The 17,029-nt window shown below is 65.7% G+C and carries 18 protein-coding genes; 13 read left to right on the top strand and 5 right to left on the bottom strand.

What is annotated here, in order from left to right:
* Nucleotides 1-44 precede the first annotated feature (44 nt).
* Together GKE62_RS03200 and GKE62_RS03195 are read right to left on the bottom strand one after the other, a co-directional pair.
* Nucleotides 45-1,451 carry a peptidylprolyl isomerase gene (locus tag GKE62_RS03200; protein WP_154690982.1) on the bottom strand — a complete coding sequence of 469 codons (1,407 nt, stop codon included), beginning with the start codon at nucleotides 1,449-1,451 and terminating at the stop codon, nucleotides 45-47.
* A gap of 118 nt (nucleotides 1,452-1,569) precedes the next feature.
* Entirely contained in the window at nucleotides 1,570-3,915 is a 2,346-nt protein-coding gene (locus tag GKE62_RS03195) for an LPS-assembly protein LptD (RefSeq protein WP_154690981.1), read from the bottom strand.
* A gap of 87 nt (nucleotides 3,916-4,002) precedes the next feature.
* On the opposite strand from GKE62_RS03195, the gene GKE62_RS03190 reads away from it, so the two are divergent.
* The 4 genes from GKE62_RS03190 to ndk all read left to right on the top strand — a co-directional run bounded on the left by GKE62_RS03190 (nucleotide 4,003) and on the right by ndk (nucleotide 6,546).
* Complete coding sequence (locus GKE62_RS03190; protein ID WP_154690980.1) at nucleotides 4,003-5,460, top strand: leucyl aminopeptidase; 1,458 nt, start codon at nucleotides 4,003-4,005, stop codon at nucleotides 5,458-5,460.
* A complete protein-coding gene (locus GKE62_RS03185; RefSeq protein WP_154690979.1) occupies nucleotides 5,460-5,606 on the top strand; it encodes a DUF2256 domain-containing protein in 147 nt (48 codons plus the stop codon). The genes GKE62_RS03190 and GKE62_RS03185 overlap by 1 nt, the downstream gene beginning before the upstream one ends.
* Nucleotides 5,606-6,043 (top strand): DNA polymerase III subunit chi, encoded by a 438-nt coding sequence (locus GKE62_RS03180; protein ID WP_154690978.1) that lies wholly within the window; start codon nucleotides 5,606-5,608, stop codon nucleotides 6,041-6,043. The genes GKE62_RS03185 and GKE62_RS03180 overlap by 1 nt, the downstream gene beginning before the upstream one ends.
* An 80-nt stretch (nucleotides 6,044-6,123) precedes the next feature.
* The gene (ndk, locus tag GKE62_RS03175; RefSeq protein ID WP_154690977.1) at nucleotides 6,124-6,546 is read left to right on the top strand and encodes a nucleoside-diphosphate kinase; all 423 of its coding nucleotides are present in this window, start codon (nucleotides 6,124-6,126) and stop codon (nucleotides 6,544-6,546) included.
* 9 nt (nucleotides 6,547-6,555) lie between these two features.
* Here ndk and purN read toward each other — a convergent pair whose 3' ends face one another.
* Entirely contained in the window at nucleotides 6,556-7,506 is a 951-nt protein-coding gene (gene purN / locus GKE62_RS03170; RefSeq protein ID WP_154690976.1) for a phosphoribosylglycinamide formyltransferase, read from the bottom strand.
* Nucleotides 7,499-8,605 (bottom strand): phosphoribosylformylglycinamidine cyclo-ligase, encoded by a 1,107-nt coding sequence (gene purM / locus GKE62_RS03165; protein WP_154690975.1) that lies wholly within the window; start codon nucleotides 8,603-8,605, stop codon nucleotides 7,499-7,501. Before purM ends, purN begins: the two co-directional genes overlap by 8 nt.
* Nucleotides 8,606-8,712: 107 nt before the next feature.
* On the opposite strand from purM, the gene GKE62_RS03160 reads away from it, so the two are divergent.
* The 4 genes from GKE62_RS03160 (at nucleotide 8,713) to GKE62_RS03145 (ending at nucleotide 11,866) form a co-directional block, all read left to right on the top strand.
* Complete coding sequence (locus GKE62_RS03160) at nucleotides 8,713-9,990, top strand: heavy-metal-associated domain-containing protein (protein WP_230206885.1); 1,278 nt, start codon at nucleotides 8,713-8,715, stop codon at nucleotides 9,988-9,990.
* 101 nt (nucleotides 9,991-10,091) lie between these two features.
* On the top strand, nucleotides 10,092-10,706 hold the full coding sequence (locus GKE62_RS03155; RefSeq protein WP_154690974.1) for an ATPase: 615 nt from the start codon (nucleotides 10,092-10,094) through the stop codon (nucleotides 10,704-10,706).
* Between the two features lie 47 nt (nucleotides 10,707-10,753).
* Nucleotides 10,754-11,488 carry a serine O-acetyltransferase EpsC gene (gene epsC, locus GKE62_RS03150; protein ID WP_154690973.1) on the top strand — a complete coding sequence of 245 codons (735 nt, stop codon included), beginning with the start codon at nucleotides 10,754-10,756 and terminating at the stop codon, nucleotides 11,486-11,488.
* Nucleotides 11,489-11,494: 6 nt separating this feature from the next.
* Nucleotides 11,495-11,866, top strand: coding sequence for a DUF2794 domain-containing protein (locus GKE62_RS03145; protein WP_154690972.1), 372 nt, complete (start codon nucleotides 11,495-11,497; stop codon nucleotides 11,864-11,866).
* A gap of 138 nt (nucleotides 11,867-12,004) precedes the next feature.
* On the opposite strand, the gene GKE62_RS03140 is transcribed toward GKE62_RS03145, so the two are convergent.
* Nucleotides 12,005-12,919 carry an SDR family NAD(P)-dependent oxidoreductase gene (locus GKE62_RS03140; protein ID WP_154690971.1) on the bottom strand — a complete coding sequence of 305 codons (915 nt, stop codon included), beginning with the start codon at nucleotides 12,917-12,919 and terminating at the stop codon, nucleotides 12,005-12,007.
* 185 nt (nucleotides 12,920-13,104) lie between these two features.
* Between GKE62_RS03140 and GKE62_RS03135 the strand changes: the two genes are divergently transcribed.
* The 5 genes from GKE62_RS03135 to GKE62_RS03115 all read left to right on the top strand — a co-directional run bounded on the left by GKE62_RS03135 (nucleotide 13,105) and on the right by GKE62_RS03115 (nucleotide 17,029).
* Nucleotides 13,105-14,508: an OprO/OprP family phosphate-selective porin gene (locus tag GKE62_RS03135; protein ID WP_154690970.1), complete on the top strand. Its 1,404-nt coding sequence runs from the start codon at nucleotides 13,105-13,107 to the stop codon at nucleotides 14,506-14,508.
* A 128-nt stretch (nucleotides 14,509-14,636) separates the two neighbouring features.
* Nucleotides 14,637-15,998: a bifunctional UDP-N-acetylglucosamine diphosphorylase/glucosamine-1-phosphate N-acetyltransferase GlmU gene (gene glmU / locus GKE62_RS03130; RefSeq protein ID WP_154690969.1), complete on the top strand. Its 1,362-nt coding sequence runs from the start codon at nucleotides 14,637-14,639 to the stop codon at nucleotides 15,996-15,998.
* A complete protein-coding gene (locus GKE62_RS03125) occupies nucleotides 15,995-16,174 on the top strand; it encodes a hypothetical protein (protein ID WP_154690968.1) in 180 nt (59 codons plus the stop codon). The genes glmU and GKE62_RS03125 overlap by 4 nt, the downstream gene beginning before the upstream one ends.
* A gap of 31 nt (nucleotides 16,175-16,205) precedes the next feature.
* On the top strand, nucleotides 16,206-16,640 hold the full coding sequence (locus GKE62_RS03120; RefSeq protein WP_230206883.1) for a CopG family transcriptional regulator: 435 nt from the start codon (nucleotides 16,206-16,208) through the stop codon (nucleotides 16,638-16,640).
* Complete coding sequence (locus GKE62_RS03115) at nucleotides 16,637-17,029, top strand: type II toxin-antitoxin system VapC family toxin (RefSeq protein ID WP_154690967.1); 393 nt, start codon at nucleotides 16,637-16,639, stop codon at nucleotides 17,027-17,029. Before GKE62_RS03120 ends, GKE62_RS03115 begins: the two co-directional genes overlap by 4 nt.

Genomic DNA, 17,029 nt, shown 5'->3' with positions numbered 1-17,029 from the left:
CCTCGACGCGCGGAAACGTGCGCGAGCCGCGCGGTTCACACAGTTCAGTTGTACTCGATCACCGCGTCGCGGCGCAGGTCGCGCAGATAGGTCTGGGCGCGTTTGTTCACGCGCTCGTCTTCCATCTGCGACATCAGTTCGTCGAAGCTCGGACCGGCGCCCGCCTGCGGATCATCGCGCCCGCACAGCATAAGCACGCGCACGCCTTCTTCGACCGATCCGAACGGTGGGGTGGTCTCGCCCAGCGAGAGCTTGAGCATTGCTTCCTGCAACGGGCCGGGCAGATCCCGGACCTTGATGTTGTCGTTGCCGACGACCGTCGCGCCAAGCGCGGTGGCGGCGGCTTCGGCATCGCCGCAGCCCTTGATCGCCTTCACCCCGCGCGAGAATTCGACCACCTTCGGGGTGGCCGACGCCTGGGTCGAGCCTTTGGGAAAGGTCAGGGTGATCTGCTTGAGGCTGAGCACAGCGTCGCGTGGATCGGCGGTTAGGACCTGGCGCTTGTCGATCAGATAGAGGATCGAGAACCCGCCCGGAACCTCGACCGGACCGGCCAATTGGCCGGCGCCGAGCTGGGCCGCCACGGTCGCCAGTTCGGTGGGGAGCTGGGCCAGCCTGATCCAGCCGAGATCGCCGCCGACCGCGGCGGTCGAAGCCTCGGAGAACTGGCGGGCATAGGCGACGAAGCTGCCGCCTTGCTTGATCTGCTCGACGATCTTCTTGCCGTTCTCGAACACCGCCGGTTTGGTGTCGTCGGTCGCCGACAGGAAGATTTCGCCGATCCGGTACTCGTCGGTGCCTTTGGCCGCCTTGAGCCGCTCGAGCGATTCGTTCACTTCCTCGTCCGAGACGTTGATGAACGGCTGGACGTTGCGCCGCAGCAGTCGCTGCCAAGCCAGCTCGCCGCGGATCTGGCGCTTGAGCGAGGCGGCAGACGAACCGATCTTGGTGAGGTAGCCATCCAGCGCGGCGGGGTTCTGGCCGAAGTTCTGCTGGGCGACGCGCGCGAAGGTCTGGTTGACCTCGGCCTCGTCGACGTCGATCTCGGCAGCCTTGGCTTCCTGGATCTGCAGCGTTTCGTCGATCAGGTTGCGCAGCACCTGCAGGCGCAAGCGCCCCATTTCCTCGGGTCCGATCTTGGCGTCGCTCGCCGCCACAACCAGCGCCACGCGCTGGCTGATGTCGGTATCGGTGATGATGTCGCCGTTCACCTTGGCGGTGGCGCGGCGCACGTTGGGGTCAGGCGCGAGGAATTGGGTTGGGCCCTGCGGAAGATTGAGCGCCGCGACCGTCGTGCCCGCTTCGGGCGCTGGCGCTTCGACGGGCGCGGGCTGCGGGGCGTCTTGAGCGACGGCGGCGCCGGCCAGGGCGAGAAGACCGGCCGCGACGGCCAGACGGGCGGGAGTAAGGCGAAGGACGCTATGGCTCACGAAAGGGTCGTTCCTGTGCATGCGGTATGGGGAATACCCGTCCCGGTTCTGGCCGCGATCTGCTGCCGAGCGGCTTAACCGAAGCTGAGTGGACCGGCCGCCGCCGCGCGATAGCGGCTTTGCCCAATGGTGCCAAGGCTCAGCGGAATCCGAGGTTCTTGAGCGCAAGGCGGACGATGAACGAGTTGCCCTTGCGCGCGTCGCCGGTCGAGACGAAGTCGCGGCGGTAGGTGAAGCTCATCTCGAGGCATTCGTCGTTATAGGCGACGCCCAGGCGGGTGCGCAGCGGCTCGAAGCCGTCGGAGGTGAACGACGGGTCTTCGTTGCGGTCGGTCAGGTTGAACACCCCCGATCCGAACACCGACCAGTATTTCGCGAACGCCACGCGCCCGGCTAGGCGCAGCTCCTCGCGATCCTGCAAGTCTTCGAACGCAGCAATGTCGCGATTGAGCCGTAGGTAGCCCAGCTCCAGGTAAGTCTTGTGGCTGCCAATCGTGGCATCGAATTCGTTGCGGCGCACCGCGAAGCCGTCCTTGTCGAGACGGAAACGGTGGGTCAGCGAAACGAACTCGCGGTAGCGCACCTGGGTTCGCCCGACGATGTCCGACGTGCGGCTGGTCAGCCCGGTCCCATTGGGAAAGATCGTGGGCTTGTCGGTCAGGCGATAGCTTTGCCCGACGGTGCTACTGACCCGCCATTCCAGGCGCTCCCACAGCCAGTCGAGGCCATAGGTGATGCGGTTGCCGTCTTCGACCCGGTCGTAACCGGGGAAGCGGTTGAGCGCGAACAGATTGGTGTCTTCCAGCTCGATCGCGCGCGAATCCTCATTGGGGATGTCGAAGTTGTCGATCGGGGGACTGGCGACGATCTGGACGCGCGGGGTAAGGATCTGCGTTCCGCCCAGAAACCCGCCGACCAGCGGGTACTTCACGTCGATCGCGGCGAGCGCGACCCCGCGCGCCTGCCAACCCGGCGTGCCGCGATAGGCTGCGGTGGCGGTCCGGAGGTTCTCGTCGCTGTGATAGACATCGCCGCGGACCAGCCCGGTCAGCGTCGCGTCGATCCCGGCGACGGTGATCTTGCGCAAGTCCCAGCGCGCGCCGGCAAAGGCGCGCTGGCTATCCTGCCCGTCGCCGCGGATGATCCCCAACGAATTGGCCATAAGTTCGACCTTGCCACCGATCACCGGCACGGTCAGGCGACGGCGGTAATCGATCGCGGGCAGTGCGATCGGCACCTGGCCCTGGTTCACGCCGACCTGGAGCGTTTGCGTCGCCCATCCGGCGATACTCAGGTAACTGCCGGGATCAATCCGCTCGACCTGGAGCGTGTTACGCAGCCTGTCGTCGCGGCTGATGTCGTAGCGGCGTAGGAAGGTGCGATCGGTGGTCAGCCGGGTGGAGGTTGTGAGGCTCCACTCTGGGCTGAACTGAAAGCGCCCGTTGGCGTCGATCGCGCCGCGGAAATCGTCGCGGCGGGTTGCGCCGGACTGATCGATCGGCAGGCGCGAACTGCGCGTGGCGTAGCCGGTAATCTGGTAGGCGCCGATGTCGGTCAGCTCGCGATACTGGGCCGCGATCATCGGCAGCACTTCGGAATAGACGTGGCCCGACACGGTCACGTCGCGCGATTCGGACAGTCGCAGATAATAGGCGCCCTCGATCTCCGCGCCGTTGGAGCGCGAGAAGCGCAGCGAGGGCGGTAGCACCCCCGATCCGGCCGAGCCATTTGTCGAATGCGCGAGGAACGGCAACGGAACCGCGACCCCGAAGATCTCAAGCTTGGCGTGATCGTAGCGCACCCGCTGCTTGGCGGGATCGTAGACCACCCGATCGGCGTTGATCCGCCAGCTCGGCTTCTTCGGGCAGCCCTTCGAATCCTCGACCGCGCAAGCGGTGTAGGCGGCGTTGGTCAGCACGATCCGCCCGGCGTCATCGCGCAGGCCCTTGTCCGCCGCGATCCGCCCGCCTTCGCGCATCACCAGCAGCAGGTTCTCGATCATCCCCGCCTTCAGCTCGTCGGTCAGCTCGACGCGGTCGGTCAGGAGGAGGTTGCCGTCCTGATCGACCGCGCGGACGTTGCCGGTGGCGACGATCTGCCCGCTCTGGCGGTTCCAGGTGACCCCGTCGGCGCGTACCGACTGGTCGCCCTTGACCAGCACGACGTTGCCGGTGGCGTTCACGATTTGGGTATCGTTGCCGTATTCGACGCGGTCGGCCTCGAAGTTTATCCGCTCTTCATCAGGCGCGGTCGCGGTGGGGGATGCGGGTTGCGACAGCGCTGGTGCCGGAAAGGACTCGCTCTTGCGCGCACCGAGCGGGTCAGACTCCGCTTTTTCCTTGTCGACTGCGGCTGAACCATCTTGCGCGACGGCCAGCGAGGGCCAGGCCAGCGCGGGCAGCGCGCAGGCCAGCGCAAGGCCGACAGCAAGCCCGCGCAAGCTTGAAATTTGGGCTTGCGGAGCGGACCGCGGCGACCGTTGCATGGCTTGCCTATCGCACCGCCCCGCACTAATCGCAACGCCATTCCGCCCGCTTTCCGGGCCGTCCCCCTTTCTCCAGGAGCTTCCTCCATGAAGGTATCGTTTGCCGCCCAGGGCGCCGCCGCGCCGCGCCTCGTCGTCCAGGTCGTCGAGCAGGACAAGCTGCCCGCCGGGCTCGACGCGAGTGTCGCCGACGCCGCCCGCGCCTCGCGTTTCGCCGGAAAGCTCGGCCAGGTGTTCGAGAGCTTCGCGGGCGGTGGCGGCGAGCTGAAACGCAACGTGCTGGTCGGCATCGGCGACCCCGCCGCCGACGGCAGGCTCGCCGCGTTCGAGCGGGCGGGCGCGGCGGTCACCGCCAAATACCTGACCTCGGGCGAGACTGCGGTGGCCTATGATCTGGGCGCGAGCGGAGCCAGCGCGGAGGAAGCCGCCGCGCTGATCCTGGGCACGGTGCTGCGCGGCTGGCGTCACGATGTCTATCGCACCCGCCTGACCGACGATCACAAGCCGACGCTGGCGGAGGTGACGCTGATCGGCGCGCCCGCCGGGGCCGAGGCGGCATGGGCCAGCGAGTCCGCGGTTGCCGAAGGGGTCGCCTTCACCCGCGAGTTGGTCACCGAACCGGCCAACATCATCTATCCCGAGAGCTTCGTCGAGCGCTGCCAGAAGCGGTTCGCGGGCCTGGGTCTGGAAATCACCGTGCTCGACAAGGCGGCGATGACCGCGCTGGGGATGGGTGCACTGCTCGGGGTCGGGCAGGGCTCGGTGCGTGATTCCCGCATCCTCGCGATGCGCTGGAAGGGCGCCCAAGCGGCCAAGCCGACTGCGCTGGTCGGCAAGGGCGTGACCTTCGACACCGGCGGCATCTCGATCAAGCCGGCTGCGGGGATGGAGGACATGAAGTGGGACATGGGCGGCGCGGGCGCCGTCGCCGGGACCATGCTGGCGCTGGCGATGCGCAAGGCCAAGGCCGATGTGGTCGGGATCTGCGGGCTGGTCGAGAACATGCCCGACGGCGCGGCGCAGCGCCCCGGCGACGTCGTCACCTCGATGTCGGGCCAGACGATCGAGGTCATCAACACCGATGCCGAAGGCCGCCTGGTGCTGTGCGATGCGATCACCTGGACGCAGAAGGAATTCTCGCCCGCAACGATCGTCGATCTCGCCACGCTGACCGGAGCGATCATGATCTCGCTGGGCAGCGAGCATGCCGGGCTGTTCTCCAACGACGATGCGCTGGCCGAGGCGCTGCTGAGCGCGGGCAAGGCGAGTGGCGACAAGATGTGGCGGTTCCCGCTCGGTCCGGCCTACGACAAGCTGATCGACAGCCCGATCGCCGACATGAAGAACGTCGGCCCGCGGTTTGGCGGCTCGATTACCGCGGCGCAGTTCATCCAGCGCTTCGTCGACAAGGGCGTGGCCTGGGCGCACTGCGACATCGCCGGGATGGTGTGGGCGGACAAACCCGGCGCGACCTGGGACAAGGGCGCGACCGGCTTCGGCGTCCGCCTGCTGGACCGCTTCGTGCGCGATACGCTGGAGAAATAATGCCGAAAATGCGCCGCAAGTCGGAGCTGCCGAGCAAGCTCTGCGCGGCGTGCGGCCTGCCGTTCACGTGGCGCAAGGAGTGGGAGCGCGACTGGGATAGCGTCCTGTATTGCTCGGAGCGCTGCCGCCGCGGGGGGAAGGGGTGATGCGGGTCGATTTCTACCAGCTAAGCCGCGATCCGGCCGAAGCGGTGGTCCCGCTGCTGGCGGCCAACACGCTCAAGGCGGGCGAGCAGATGCTGGTGATAAGCGCTGACGAAGCCCAGCGCGTGGCGGTTTCCCAAGCGCTGTGGAGCCATGCGCCCGAGAGCTTTCTCGCGCATGGCGAGGCGGGCGGGGCGCACGATTCGCGCCAGCCGGTGCTCCTGTCGGACGGTCCCGAGCCGCGCAACGGGGCAAAGTTCGTCGCGCTGGCCGATGGGGCGTGGCGCGAGGGGCTAGAGGGCTTCGAGCGAGTGTTTCTGCTGTTCGGCCCCGCCGAAATAGACGGCGCACGGGGCTGCTGGCGCATGCTGGGCGAGCGCGATGGCGTGGAGCGCAAGTTCTGGGTGCAGGACGGCGGCAATTGGCGACCGGGGCCATAGCGGCGCTTCACCTTGCAGTGCAGCATGATCCCCGCTAGGGGCGCGCGCAACTTTGTTGCTCAAATCAGGAACTCACCAAAATGGCCGGTACCCGCACCTTCTCGATCATCAAGCCCGACGCGACCCGCCGCAACCTGACCGGCGCGGTGACCAAGATGCTCGAGGAAGCCGGGCTGCGCGTGGTCGCCAGCAAGCGTATCCACATGACCCGCGATCAGGCCGAAGGCTTCTATGCGGTCCACAAGGAGCGCCCGTTCTTCGGCGAGCTGGTCGCGTTCATGACCAGTGGGCCGGTGGTGGTCCAGGTGCTCGAGGGCGAGAACGCGATGCAGCGCAACCGCGACATCATGGGCGCGACCAACCCCGCCAACGCCGCTCCGGGAACGATCCGCAAGGAATTGGCTGAATCGATCGAGGCCAACACCGTCCACGGCAGCGATAGCGACGAGAACGCCGCGATCGAGATCGCCTATTTCTTCAAGCCCGAAGAGATCGTCGGCTGAGGCAGAAACCTAGAACGCGTCAGCCATGTCCATCAGCGCGGTGAGCTTTTTCGGTGCGCTCATGCGCCAGCTTCGCGCCAGCCATTCGCCGATGTGGTCCCAGTCATTGCCGCCGATGTCGAGGCGCACCCCGATCCAGGAATCGCCGAAGTAGGCTGGGCGGTAGTAGCGTTCCGGGTCGTTCTCGATCAGTTGCTGCTGCTCGTCGAGCCCGCTGATCTTTACCAGCAGCGCGGTCTTGCCGTCGCCGTGGTGGTCGAGGCTGACATAGGCGAATTTCTTGCCCTTGGTGACCCCGAAGCACGGCATTCCGTGGCTCAGCACCTCGTCGGCCTCGGGCAGAGCCAGCGCGCGCTCGCGGACCTGCGCGACGAGGTGCGCGGGCGAGGTCTCGTGCGTCACCAGGTCGGCGAGGCAGCGGGAATAGAGCTGGTGTTCGGCGATCAGCACCCGCGCGGACAGCGTCTCCGCGGTATCGCCGGGCAGGATGGCGACCGGCGTCTGGCCAAGCAACGGACCCGAATCGAGGTCGGCAGTGACCAGGTGCACGCTGCATCCGGCTTTGGTGTCGCCAGCGGCGAGCGCACGCTCGTGGGTGTGGAGGCCGGGGTATCTGGGCAGTAGCGAGGGATGGATGTTGACCATCCGGCCGTCCCAAGCGACAACGAAATCGGGCGTCAGGATGCGCATATACCCCGCGAGCGCGACGAACCGTGCACCCGCCGCGCGGATCGCCTTGTCCATCGCCGCATCGTGATCGGCGCGGGCCATGCCCTTGTGCGGCAGGACGAAGGTGGGGACTCCCTCGGCCGCGGCCAGCGCAAGCCCGGCGGCGTCGGGGTTGTTCGAGCCGACCAGCGCGATCTCGTAGGGGCATTCGGCGATGCGACTGGCATAGAGCAAGGCGGCCATGTTGGTCCCGCTGCCCGAAATCAGAACCGCGACCGGGACTTTAGGCATGGTGGGTCGCTTCCCACGCACCCCTGCCGCTCCAGGTCTCGATACTGCCGAAGACTGTGCAACCCCGCGTCCCCGCGATCACTTCCCCGATCTGGAAGACCGTTTCGCCCGCCGCCGCAAGATCGCGCGCAACCGCCTCGGCCTCGTCCGGCGCGACCGCCAGAACCATGCCTATGCCGCAGTTGAAGGTGCGGGCCATCTCTTCAGGCTCGACATTGCCCTGCGCCTGTAGGAACGCCATCAGCCGCGGCTGGGGCCAAGCATGGGCATCGATCCGCGCGTGGAGGCCATCGGGCAGCACCCGCGGCACGTTTTCCAGCAGCCCGCCGCCGGTGATGTGGGCGAGGGCGTGGACCCGTCCGGCGCGGACTACAGGCAGAAGACTCTTCACATAGATCCGGGTTGGCTCGATCAGCGTGTCGATCAGCAACCGATCCATGTCGAACAGCGCCGGCCGGTTCATCCGCCAGCCGAGGTCTTCGGCGAGCCGCCGGACCAGCGAATAACCGTTCGAATGCACGCCGGAGCTGGCGAGGCCAAGTAGCACGTCGCGCGCCGACACCCGGTCTCCGGTCAGTTGCTGGCCGCGTTCCACCGCGCCGACGCAGAAGCCGGCGAGGTCGTAGTCACCCGCCGCGTACATCCCCGGCATTTCCGCGGTCTCGCCCCCGATCAGCGCGCATCCGGCGATTTTGCAGCCCTCGGCGATTCCCGCGACGACACGCTCCGCAACGCCGTTGTCGAGCTGCCCCGTGGCGAAATAGTCGAGGAAGAACAGCGGCTCAGCGCCCTGGACGATCATGTCGTTGACGCACATCGCGACCAGGTCGATGCCGATCGCATCGTGGCGGTCGTGGTCGATCGCCAGCTTGACCTTGGTGCCGACGCCGTCGTTGGCCGCAACCAGCAGCGGATCCGAATAGCCGGCCGCCTTGAGATCGAAGAACCCGCCGAACCCACCCAGTTCGGCGTCGGCCCCCGGGCGTGCGGTGGACTTCGCGAGCGGTCCGATCGCCTTGACCAGGGCGTTGCCCGCGGCGATCGAAACCCCTGCCCTGGCATAAGTGTAGCTGGCGGGCGGGGGGGCGTTCGATGGCATGGCGCGCGCCGCCTACCGCTTTCCGGCTTTCATTTCCACACGCCTTTGGGCAAAAGCCCCGCCACCGCGCCCGCTGGGCGAGAACAAAGCTTTTTTCCGGAGTTCGCTTGGCCGCCGCGCGCCCCCTTACAGTCGTACCCGCACCTTCCGCGCGCCGCGTAATCGCGGTGCTGGCTGCGTTGCTGCTAGCCGCCCTCTCGCTGCGCCTGTTCGCGCAAGTCGAAGGAGAACGCGGCATAGCGCCGGTTGCCAGCAATGGCGATTTCGAGGTGAGTGGGATCATCGTCGAGACCACCGGCGGTTCGGCCGAAGAAGCGCGCGAAAAAGGGTGGAAAGAGGCTCAAAAGCTTGCCTGGGACAAGTTATGGACAGAGACCGGGCACACCGGCAAGGTCCCCACGTTGGCCGAAGGCACGATCGATTCGATGGTCTCGGCGGTCGTCATCGAGCGCGAGCAGATGGGGCCGCACCGCTATATCGCAAGCCTCGGGGTGATCTTCGACCGCGCGCGCGCAGGTGAAGTTTTGGGAATGACCGGCGAACGCTCACGCTCGGCCCCGCTGCTGATCGTTCCAGTAACCTATTCGGGTGGCGCGGCGACGCTGTACGAGGTGCGCACGCCGTGGCAGCGCGCCTGGGCCGAGTATCAGACCGCCAACAGCTCGATCGATTATGTCCGCCCCAACGGCGCAGGCGGCGAATCGCTGCTGCTCACCGCCGGGCAAATCGACCGTCGCAGCCGCACCTGGTGGCGTAACATCCTCGACCAGTTTGGCGCGGCAGACGTGATCATGCCGCTCGCCCGGATAGAGCGGCAGTGGCCGGGCGGCCCAGTCAAGGGCACTTTCACCGCGCGCTATGGCCCGGACAACCGCTTCCTCGGCGAATTCAGCCTAACCGCGCCGAGCGAAGCCGCTCTGCCCGCGATGCTGCGTCAGGCGATCGCACGGATGGACGGAATCTACGCAGGCGCACTCGCGGGCGGCACGCTCAGCCCCGATCCCTCACTGTTTGCCGAACAGCCGATCGATCAGACGCTGATCGACCGCATCCTGGGGACGATCGAGAAGGTCGTGCCCGATGTGGACTTGCCGGTCGGGTCTGCGGTGCCGGGCGTCACCCCCGCGCCGGTTCCGACCGTGGCGGCGATCTCGAGCATCACCGTCCAGTTCGCCACCCCAGATGCTGCAGCGGTTGATGCCGGGCTGAGTTCGGTCCGCGGCGCTGCGGGCGTGCAGGGGGCAAGCATCACCAGCGTCGCGATCGGCGGGACTTCTGTGATGCGGGTCAGTTTCGCCGGCGACGCCGACGGCTTGCGCGCTGCGCTCCAGGCGCGCGGCTGGCAGGTGGCGCAAGGGGGCGGCGCGCTGAGCATCCGGCGCTGATCGTGGTGCATACCCAAGGCCCGTCGATGTCGAGCGAAGTCGAGACACCTGCGCGCGTGTCTCGACTTCGCTCGACATGAGCGAGTTGGTTCGGAACTAAAGTGGCCCAGTTCGCACTACCCCTGACCATAGACAGTGACAAATCCGCTCGAATCGTCATCGGGCCGTCCAACGCGGCTGTGGTCGACGCATTCACTCGCGCCGCCGATTGGCCATTCCGCACCGCGATCCTCACCGGGCCGCCGCGTTCGGGAAAGAGTCTGCTAGCGCGGTGGTTCGTCGAGAATCGGCTCGGCGAGGCGATCGACGATGCCGACATCGTTCCCGAAGACGATCTGTTCCACCGCTGGAACCGCGCGCAGGCGAGCGCTGCCCCACTGCTACTGGTGACATCTTGCCCGCCCGGGGAATGGACGATCGCGCTGCCCGATCTCGCCTCGCGCCTAGGCGCTGCGTTGCTGCTCTCGATTGGCACGCCCGACGATGCGATGCTGGCCGCGCTGATAGACGCTCACGCGGCGCGACGTGGGCTGGTGCTGGGCGAGGGAGCGGCCACATGGCTGCTGCCCCGGATTGAGCGCAGTCACGCCGCGGTCGAGGGGGTGGTCGCCGAAATCGACAGGCTGAGTCTTGAGCGCAAGCAAGCCGTTACCATATCGCTGCTGCGCGAGGCCCTCGCGCCGCAGGTCGGGGAATCGCAGCCACGCTTGCTTTGAACACGGTCTTGCGTTGAAGGCGCGGCCGTGAAAGAATCGAGGCGAAGATGCTCGAACGCCTGACCTCCTACCTGGATTCGATCCGGGCACGCGATCCCGCCCCGCGCTCGCGCTGGGAAATCCTGCTTTACCCCGGCGTGCTCGCGGTCGGGCTGCACCGCGCCGCCCACTGGTTGTTCGAGGGCGAGCTGTGTTTTCTCGCGCGTTTCATCAATCACTTCGCGCGGCTTTTGACCGGGATCGACATCCACCCCGGGGCCGTGATCGGCCGCCACTTGTTCATCGACCATGGCTTTGTCGTGATCGGCGAAACCGCAGTAATCGGCGACAATGTGACGATCTATCAGTGCGTGACACTGGGAGGCACGAACCCGGCGAACGGTATCGGTGGCAAGCGCCATCCGACGTTGCTCGACAACGTCATCGTCGGTTCGGGGGCACAGATCCTCGGCCCGATCGTGGTTGGCAGTCGCGCCCGTATCGGCGCGAATGCAGTGGTCACCGATGATGTCCCCGAAGGCGCGACGATGGTTGGGGTCAAGGCGCGCTCGACCTTGGTCGCCGCCGAAACCTGGCAGCGCGAGTTCATTCCTTATGGAACGCCGTGCAAGGAACGCTGCGAGCCGTGCGAGCCGGCCGAACAGGGAATCCAGCGCCTGGCCGAGCTGGAGACCGAGCTGACGGCGCTCAAGCAGCGGGTCGCCGCGCTTTCTGGCGAGGCGGTGAGCGCGGAGGCGGGTGATGCAAAGCCTGCGGCCTCGCGCAAGCGCAGCCGGTCCTGATCCGGCATGCGCGCAAGCGATTTTTCACCGCTCTCCGCGCCCGCCAGCATAATCCCGTTCCCGCGCAGCCGGCCCTTGCAAGTGGGCTTCGAACGCGTCGAACTCACGCGCATTCTCGATCTTTACGGGCGGATGGTCGCTGCGGGCGAATGGCGCGACTACGCGATAGACTTTGCGCCCGACGTGGCCAGTTTCGCCGCTTTTCGTCGCACCGCCGAACGTCCCTCGGCGCGGATCGAGAAGCGCCCTGCGTTGCGTGGTAAGCAGGGGATGTGGGCGCTCTATGGCGAGGCCGGGCAGGCGCTTAAGCGCGGGCATGAACTGGCCGGGGTGCTGTTCCCTCTTGAACGGAAATTGCTCAAGCTGGTCGAGGCTTGAGGGGCTTCCAACCAAAATAAGATCAACGGCCCCGCTCTAGTCTAGCGAAGTCGAGACATCATGTGCGATAGTCGGGCGTCGCTCGCGATCCCTCGATTTCGCTCGGGATGATCGGGGTGAGATCATTGGTGCGACTATTCACCCCAACCCGCCGATCTTCCCCAATGCCGCCATGACCACCGCCGATTGCTCGCCGCCGGTCTTGGGGACGATCTCGCCGTCACGGGCGATGATCTGGTCCCAGTGTGCGGCGATGCCTTCGGGGGTGCGCTCTTCGAGCGGCAGCGCCACGCCCGGGGTCAACGTTACGTAAGCCGCGTGATATGCGCCCGCGCCCGCCCCGACGATCATGTTTGTGGGGGCGTCCTCGCTGACCAGAAATAGCGCTGCAGGGGCAACGTTTTCGGGCGAGAGCGCCTTGAATAGCGCCTCGGGCATGCCAAGGTCTTCGGTCATCCGCGTCCCCGCCACCGGGGCGAGTGTGTTGACCCGGATATTGTTCTTGGCGCCTTCTAGATAAAGCGTCTTGGTCAGGCCGGCGAGGCCGAGCTTGGCCGCGCCGTAGTTCGACTGGCCGAAGTTGCCGTACAGCCCGGTGCTGCTCGCGGTCATCAGGATGCGACCATAGTTCTGTTCGCGCATGGTTTCCCAGACCGCCTTGGTGGCGTTGGCGCTTCCGATCAGGTGGACTTTTACCACCAGTTCGAAGTCTTCCATCGTCATCTTGGCGAAGGATTTGTCTCGCAGGATTCCGGCGTTGTTGATCAGGATATGGACGCTGCCCCACTTCTCCTTGGCTTTGGCGACCAACTCTTCCATCTGACCGAATTCAGCGACGTTGCCGCCGTTTGACATCGCGGCGCCGCCCGCGGCCTCGATCTCCTCGACCACTTTGAGCGCGGCGTCCGAGTGTCCAGTGCCATCGCGCGATCCGCCCAGATCATTGACCACCACCTTCGCTCCGCGCCGCGCCAGTTCGAGAGCATAGGTCCGACCCAGTCCTCCGCCGGCTCCGGTGACGATGGCGACACGGTCTTCGAACGAAATGGTCATGGTGCCCTCCAGGATCGGCGTTTCGCAGGGCCGATGGCACGCACGGGTTGCGCTTTCAACCTCGAAGCGGTCATGCCCGAATGACCTAGCGGCAAGTCGTCGTGCGAGTGTCAAATATCTGTCACGGCTTTGGCGTAGAGGCTTCATCGAATCGTCACAATCGCCGCCCCGAGAGGACCGCCTTCATGATCCGCACCCGCACAGTTTCCGGACTCGCGCTCACCATCGCGCTCGGCTGGGCGGTCCCCGCCACCGCCCAGTCCGCCGCCGACTTCGCCAGGATGAAGGCGCAGATGGACGCGATGCAGGTGCAGCTCGATGCGATGAAGAGCAAGGTCGATACGCTCGAAAGCCAGCTCACCAAGGCGCAGGCCGAAGCCCAGAGCGCCACCGTCGCGGCCCAAAGCGCCAGCGCTAGCGCAGCCCAGGCCAGCGAGGTCGCGACCAAGACCGCCGCAGCTGCGCCCAAGGTGGCCTGGAAAGGCGCGCCCGAATTCACCGGGCCCGATGGCTTCAGCTTCAAGCCGCGCGGCCGGTTGCAACTCGATACCGGTGGGGTCGACGGCCCGCGCGGGATCGGCTCGACCTCGCTTGGTTACGCGACAGAACTACGCCGCGCCTTTCTCGGCTTCGAGGGCACGCTACCTGGCAAATTCGGCTATCGCGCCGAAATCGACGTGGCCAACAGCGGCGTGGAGATCACCGACCTTTTCCTGACCTACAAGCCCAAGCCCGAAATCACGCTGACACTGGGCCAGCACAAGCCGTTCTGGGGGCTGGAAGAGTTGACTAGCGACCTGATGACCAGCTTCATGGAGCGCGGCGCGTTCAACAGCGCATTCGGGTTCGAGCGGCGGGTGGGGGCGAGCGCAGCTTATGCCGGCAAGACGCTACTGGTGCAGGGCGGCGTATTCGCCGACAATGCGGCCGACCTCAACAATGACACCAACAACAGCTACAGCGTCGATGGCCGGGTGGTGTTCATGCCCAAGCTGGGCGGCGGCCAGCTCCATATCGGTGGTTCGCTCCACCACCGCGAGTTCAACGACATCGCGACGACCGCCCGCTATCGCGCCCGTCCGTTCGTCCACACCACCGATCTGCGCCTGGTTGATACCAAGGCTTTCAGCGCCGATGGCGAAACCAGCTATGGCGCCGAGCTGGCCTATATCGCGGGCCGCTTCCACGCGACGGGCGAGGGCCATTGGCTTACCGCGCATCGTCCTGGGCTGTCTGATCCAACGTTCTTCGGCGCTTATGCTGAAGTCGGCTACATGCTCACCGACGACGAAACCGTCTACAAAGGTGGGGTCTACGACCGAATCAAACCCAAGAAGCCGGTCGGCAAAGGCGGGATCGGCGCTCTCCAGTTCAACGCGCGCTACGACCTGCTCGACCTGTCCGACGGGGCGGTGGTCGGAGGCAGGCAGCAGATCGCGGGGGCGTCGCTGCTGTGGATACCCACCGACTACGTGCGCTTCATCCTCAACTACGGCCACATCTGGATCGACGACGCGGCGGTGGCGGCGGCCGGGGACCGCAATTACAGCGCCGATGCAGTGGGGATGCGCGCGCAATTTGATTTCTAGCTGCGTAACCACAATTCCTGCTCACGGCGCGTGAAGGCTAGACATCGCGCCCGCTTGTCCCGACTTCGCCCGACAGGAGCGGGTGAAGGGGATTTATCAGTCCTCAATATGATGCCAAAGCGCGCGTCATGATTGCCGACACACCATTAGCCATCGTTGTCCTTGCCGCGGGCAAGGGCACGCGCATGAAAAGCGACCTGCACAAAGTGCTCCATCCCATCGCCGGGCGGGCGATGATCGATCACCTGCTGGCGAGCGCGGCGGAACTCGCCCCCGAGCGACAGGTCGTCGTTGTTGGCAGCGGGCGCGAGCAGCTCGAACAGGCGCTTGGCGGACGCGCGGCAATCGCGGTGCAGGAACCTCAGCACGGCACGGGTCACGCGGTCCAGCAGGCCGAGGCAGCGCTGAGCGGTTTTGGGGGCGATGTCCTGATCCTCTACGGGGATGTGCCATTCGTTCGCGCAACGACGATGCGCTCGATGATCGAGCGGCTGCATCGCGAGGACGCGCCCGCAGTGGTCGTGCTCGGGTTCGAGCCTGAAGATGCGCTGCAATACGGCCGCGTGCTCGCCCACGCGGACGGGCGGATCGCCAAGATGGTCGAATTCAAGGACGCGAGCGACGACGAGCGCGCTTGCGCTTTGTGCAACTCAGGCCTCATGGCCGTGCGCAGCGCGGACCTGTTCGGGCTGCTCGCCCGGGTCGGCAACGCCAACAGTCAGAATGAGTACTACCTCGTCGACATCGTCAACATCGCCACCGGCGATGGGCGGACGTGCGCGGTTGTGGTCACCGACCAGCCCGACGAGGTTGCAGGGATCAACAGCCGCTCCGAATTGGCTGCTGCCGAAGCGCAGTGGCAGGCAGTTCGGCGCGACAAGGCTATGGCCGACGGCGCATCGCTGCGGGCGCCCGAAACGGTGTGGTTCAGTTGGGACACCAAGCTGGGCCGCGACGTGTCGATCGAGCCCAACGTGGTGTTCGGGCCCGGGGTAACCGTGGCCGACGGTGCGAAGATCCGCGCGTTCAGCCACCTCGAGGGCGCGAGCGTCGGCGAGGCCTGTGAGGTCGGCCCTTACGCCCGCTTGCGCCCCGGCGCGGTGCTGATGCGAAAAGCCAAGGTCGGCAACTTCGTCGAGGTCAAGGCCGCGACCCTCGGCGAGGGCGCCAAGGCCAGCCACCTCACCTATCTCGGCGATGCGACGATCGGCGCCGGCGCCAACATCGGCGCGGGCACGATCACCTGCAACTACGACGGCTATTTCAAGCACAAGACCGTGATCGGCGAGCGCGCATTTATCGGGTCGAACTCGGCACTGATCGCGCCGGTGAGAATCGGCGCGGACGCGATCGTCGCGGCGGGCTCGGCGGTGTCGCGCGATGTCGGCGATGGCGAACTGCGGATGGTGCGGGCGGAACAACTGGTGAAGCCGGGCTGGGCGGACCGGTTTCATGACGCGATGAAGCGCAAGAAGGCCGAGGGGAAGTGAACCACTTCGTCTTCGTTTGCAGTCAAAACAAGCTTCGAAGTCCCACCGCGGAGCAAAATATTGCCGACCGCGACGACATCGAAGTCAGCTCGGCGGGAACGGACCACGACGCCGATAACCTCGTCGGGCTGGTAAGGTTGCTCAAGGCCAACATGCGGTGCCACCTTCCTGATTGACACGATATCATGATATGATATTGCGATATCAATGACCCGCATACTCGCCGATCTGCCCGACGACGACATCCGCTGGATGGATCGAATCGCCAAGGAACAGGGCAAGTCCCGCGCAGCGATATTGCGCGAAGCGGTGGTCGCCTTTCGCGCAGATGGCCCGCAGGACTGGATCGACCGTGGTTTCGGCGCTTGGAAGAGTCGTGACGATATCGGCGATTCAGTCGAATGGCAGCGTCGCGAACGGGCTTCTTGGACGCGACCGTGGGACGTCGACTACGAAGAAGTACGGGCGGAATTTCCCGATCTGTTTGATGAAGAGGACGATCGCGAGCACGAGTTGCATCTAGCATGGCTGGCGCAGAACGGCATGTCGCAGGGGGACGGTTATGCCACGCCGGAAACCTTGACCGAGAGGCGCGCTGGCGAAGGGTCCAAACCGAAATCCACGAAGCGCGCTAAAGCGTGAGTGGCTTCGCCTTTGACAGTAATATCGTGATCGATGCTCTCCGCGGGTTTGAGCAAGCTCGCGCCGAACTGAAGCGTGCGGCCGAAAGTAGCGGCAGGTTGTGGGTGAGCCGCATGGTCTGGATCGAAGTAATGTCGAAAGGCGATGGCGAGGGACTGCGCCGTTCGGAACAATTTCTCGAAAATTTCGGTATTGATGAAATCGATTTGGAAATCGGAATTCGCGCGGCTTCTCTTCGCCGGGAGCGTCCACGGCTAAAGTCTCCGGATGCCGTCATTCTTGCAACGGCGCTAGTCCGCGGACGCGTTCTCGTGACTCGAAACACAAAGGATTTTCCGGCGGCGCTGCCTGGAATCCGCGTGCCCTATCTCAGGCCGGAGCTATCCTGA

The organism is Novosphingobium sp. Gsoil 351 (assembly GCF_009707465.1).
In the GTDB taxonomy this organism is placed as follows: Bacteria; Pseudomonadota; Alphaproteobacteria; order Sphingomonadales; family Sphingomonadaceae; genus Novosphingobium.
This window is presented reverse-complemented; position numbering and strand designations above follow the sequence as displayed.